The sequence below is a fragment of the Bacteroidota bacterium genome, from assembly GCA_018816945.1.
Taxonomy (GTDB): Bacteria; Bacteroidota; Bacteroidia; order Bacteroidales.
In genome coordinates this window covers 1-4,359 of the sequence record JAHIVC010000003.1, presented here as the reverse complement: position 1 = coordinate 4,359, position 4,359 = coordinate 1, and the positions used below count along the sequence as shown (strand labels likewise).

5 protein-coding genes are annotated in these 4,359 nt (G+C 37.9%); 1 reads left to right on the top strand and 4 read right to left on the bottom strand.

The genetic code is table 11. The features are described from left to right. The first annotated feature begins 92 nt into the window (after positions 1 to 92). Positions 93 to 653, top strand: coding sequence for a transposase (locus tag KKG99_00045; protein MBU1011365.1), 561 nt, complete (start codon positions 93 to 95; stop codon positions 651 to 653). On the opposite strand, the gene KKG99_00040 is transcribed toward KKG99_00045, so the two are convergent. The 4 genes from KKG99_00040 to KKG99_00025 all read right to left on the bottom strand — a co-directional run. Next, positions 633 to 1,238 (bottom strand): hypothetical protein, encoded by a 606-nt coding sequence (locus KKG99_00040; protein MBU1011364.1) that lies wholly within the window; start codon positions 1,236 to 1,238, stop codon positions 633 to 635. The genes KKG99_00045 and KKG99_00040 overlap by 21 nt on opposite strands. Positions 1,239 to 1,505: 267 nt before the next feature. Next, complete coding sequence (locus KKG99_00035) at positions 1,506 to 2,495, bottom strand: class I SAM-dependent methyltransferase (protein ID MBU1011363.1); 990 nt, start codon at positions 2,493 to 2,495, stop codon at positions 1,506 to 1,508. Positions 2,496 to 2,582: 87 nt separating this feature from the next. Then, positions 2,583 to 3,533 carry a glycosyltransferase gene (locus KKG99_00030; GenBank protein ID MBU1011362.1) on the bottom strand — a complete coding sequence of 317 codons (951 nt, stop codon included), beginning with the start codon at positions 3,531 to 3,533 and terminating at the stop codon, positions 2,583 to 2,585. A 591-nt stretch (positions 3,534 to 4,124) separates the two neighbouring features. Then, positions 4,125 to 4,359 (bottom strand): integrase core domain-containing protein (locus KKG99_00025; GenBank protein MBU1011361.1); only part of this gene is annotated, 235 nt, incomplete at its 5' end.

Sequence of the window (4,359 nt, the reverse complement as noted above, 5' to 3'; positions counted from 1 at the left end):
ACGGACTGTCCATCAACGAAGGGATTGCTGTCGATGCTCGCCTGGTTAAATCGGTAAGCCATCCTGTTTCCCAATAGGAACTTAAAGAACTTATGCAAAAAGCAGAAACCCCGAAAGGTAAACTGAATAAAAAGGGCAGCAAGAAAAAATATTCTCGAGATCTTGATTCCGATTGGACCGTTAAAAACGAAAAACCACATTTTGGGCTTAAAGAACATACGGCTGTGGATACCAACAACGGATTCATTCTTTCCACATACCTGACACCGTCTTCCCAGAATGATTCCATACATCTGCCTATGGTTACTATTTCCAGCATGCATACAAAAGATAAAATCAAAAAAGTTTATGCCGACAAAGGATACGCTGGCGCTCCAAATCGTGGGTTCCTTGCCTTAAACAATATTAAAGATGGCATCATGCGCAAAGACTCTAAAACGGCAAAGCTGACTGATACAGAAATAGAGCGCAACAAAGCGATTTCAAAATTCCGGTACATCGTGGAGCAGTACTTTGGAATCAGCCACATGCATGATTGCGGAGAAAGGGCTCGGTTCCCAAAGATACTCAAAAACACCATTGATATCATGTTCCGGCAGTTTGCTTTCAATTTGAAAAAGGGGGCCAAAATACTAAATGTTACTCCAGTTTAGATGGATAGGTGCGCCCGGATCCCAAAATCCGGGAAAAACAGCCTCAAACGGAGGTGAAATTGAACTGGCAAGCATCGGGCTGGCCACAAATTTGATAGCTCGACCGCCTCCAATAGCACCCAAAGTATGAAAAAATTTCCCCAAAATGCTAAAACCGGAGAAGATCCTAATCATGCAAAGCTCTCTGTTGATCGTAATTACAGAGGGAATATCATCGGTTGAATACCCCTTGAATTCGACCAAACGATTGTGAACTTCTTTAGCCGTTATTGGTGAATACAACTGAATAGATCTGAATGTCGGATCTGTCTGGCAAATTGGCTCTATAATGCTTTTAATATCTTCGAGTACCGAAGGAAACTTGGATTCTGAAGGTTTGCGTCCTCTTCCCGAAAAATTATCAACACAGATGATCCCTGTTTTTAGCTCTTTCAAGCCTTTTCGGATAGTGCCGCGATCCCAACCAAGTTCTTTTTGCGCCCTTCGTTGCCCTCCTTTCCCCATAAGAGAGACAACATGTGCCATAAATTGTCTTCTTTCTTTTCCTTTTAATTCTGCCCAGGTTTTGGTTAAAAATAGTTTCATTTCAGGGATTAAATTGATTAGATGCTGTTGTTGCAGTTTGATATGGTCATTCATGAAAAACTCACTCTCTGTTATATTATTCCATGATTACCATACATATCTCAACGCAGGTTGTCTACAATTTTCCTCTATTGGATGATTTATTTTTGATAACGAGCCTAAAACCCGAGTTTCTGAGAAAAAATTCACCATTAAGTCGTATTATTAACTGATGTAAACTTGTCAAAGCTAATCCAAAAGGTTGTGCAGGTAGAATATTAGTTTGTACTAATTCTTTCGGATGATTAAATTCAAATATGGTTCAAAAAAACAGGGATGTATTTCTGGATAAAGCTTTTTAAAAAATGATTCATATTTTCCATTTGCAGAAAATCTGTGCATGATATTAAATATAAAGTTATTCTTTCTATAATAGAGGGTTAAACCACTAATAATATTTAATTCGTTTAAAGGTTTTAACGCTACTTCAATATCATGAAAACTTATTCCTCTTCCCCAGCGATGAAACTGTAACAATTTGTCTTTCTCATTATTAATTAGGTGATCCCTATATTCGAGTCTTGGTACAAATGGCAAATATTTCATAGCTAATTCATCTGATAACCAATGGAAAAAAGGCATTAAAGAAGTATGGGAATCGAAAAAATGCAAACGATTGGGTGTTCCAATAACACACCATAGCCCTCCTGATGGAAGTATATTATAAGTTGCTTTCATTGAGTTTATTCTTTCATCAAGTGTCATATGCTCCAAACATGCCCAGAAAATAATAACATCAAAAACATCATTTGAAAGAATCTGCCCAACATCAGCAGCGTTCATTAGATAAAATTTAACATTAAGACCATAAATTTCACATCTTATTTTGGCGTCTAATAATAATTTCTCATCGACGTCAATTGCGGTTACAATTGCACCTTGTTCAGCCAATGCAATAGTTGATGTCCCATTTCCACACCCAATTTCCAAAACTTTTCTATTTTTTAGTCTTTTATTGCTATCCAACCATGAAATAACCTTTCTATTATCTTCTAACCTTTGGCTTAATTTTGCATTTTGTTCATTTGACACTGCTGAAAAACAATCATTGCCCTTTGGCAATTCATTGTGTTCTGCCCATCTTTTTTTATACTCTAACTCAAAATTTGATACAGATATGAAATTAGCTTTAATTCGAGCCGGCACACAAAAATAGAAATATATTTTCTTTGATATTTTTAATTTTTTAATTTTCCGTAGAATTTTATCGACTAGCATTAACCGTTACTCCTTAGTCCTTCACAACAAATCTGTAATAGTAAGCCTCGATATATAAGAAGAATCATTTCAGGCTCATTTATTGTTTTACATCTCGTTGTTTTGTTTTTTTTCCCATCCAAAACATTTCAATTTCCATTTTTCGATTTTAAATAGGCCACGTTCAATAAACCATAATAAGCGGTATAACCATTTATATTTTTTAATACGTTCCATTTGTCCAATGCCAAAGTGGTATTTATCATAATCAGCAAGTATAGGAGCAGGAAGAAGTTCTTCTAACACCTGACGCCGTTCAGCTTTCTCCAAAACAATGTTGGTACTACTTATGCCCATAGTGTCAAAATACGATACATTAATATCTAAATAAACCACCTTCGCTTTATTTAGACCAGCTACTAATAAATACCATTTCCAATCCGAAACAATTTTAAGCGATTCGTCATACAGCCCGTATTTCTCGAAAAGTGCCCTGCGAATATAAGCTGAAGTATGCTGTATTGAAGAACGATAAAAGGTTAGGCAACTAACAGGAATCGTATTTTTAGTGTAACGTATTTTACCATCGGGGCGCACAAAAACTACATTCCCTGCAAAAATATCGCCATCAGTTAAGGCATTGAGCATGTTTGCCACCACTTGTTCATCTACCAACCAATCCCCTGAATTCAATAATTGGCAATATTCACCTTTAGCTACCTTTAGGCCTTTATTCATTGCGTTGTAGATACCTTTATCGCATTCGCTGACCCAGTAGGTGATAGGTTGAGATTGAGGTTGAATTGTATATTGTCCAAGGGGGATATTAGTGAAGGATTTGATCACTTCCACACTGCCGTCGCTTGAGCCGCCATCAATGATAATGTACTCAAAATCATGGCTGGTTTGGGAAATCACGCTTTCCATAGTTTTGTGCAGGCCGGAAGCGTTGTTCAAATTAATGGTGATGATGGATAGTTTCGGGACTTTTGCACAACCAAACCAATTTCCCGAAACGGTATCGGGATTGCTTTCAATTTTCTTATTAAGTTTTATCATTTTTCGTATCCGTTCACGGGGTTAAGTAGGAAAAGTTTATCAGAGCCAAGAAATATCCGGCTCTTGCTCTTTGAAAAATGAATCCATGAGCTTTACCAGCAAAGGGAAAGAATCCAGAGCCAGGATCGAGCAGGTCTGTTTAAATGACAATATTCGTTCAACCCAACGATTTCCTTTTGAGCTTTGTGTTCCCTTGCTTCTTTTTCGCCATAGAACACCATAGCGCAATGTATAGTGGACCCCAATGTCAAGACAGTTTTTCACTCAATTTAAGCGTCAATTTTGGATAAATTATTCAAGCAATTTTTCCCCAATTTTTGGATACCCTTTTCAATCTCAATTTTTTAAATTTTGATGACTGGCAACTTGTAATGTTAATTGATTTTGATACTATCCCCATACCCGTTCGGAGGATAGGGCAATGCTGGGAAGCAACCTGAGCGCCGCAACTGGTGACCGAAGCATGGGGCAGTGTCAGGTAGCTCTGGCACTGCCTTTCATCATGCATTGGTCTCTTATGCGTTAAATCCCGGGGGCTTGGGGGCTGGCCCCCAATATAATCGGGCAAACTTCCTCTTTTAGCCCGATTTGTCATCCCACCAACCTCAACTGATTTTCACCATAATATATTTCGGCTGGAGTTTGTCCATTAAAACTCTGGTGAGGTCGTTCATGGTTGTAAAAATTAAAATATTTTTTCAGTGCCTTACGTAGCTGATCAACGGATCGATACTCGTTTACATATATTTCTTCATACTTCACACTGCGCCACAGCCGTTCGATGAATATATTGTCCATAGCCCGGCCTTTCCCGTCCATGCTGATT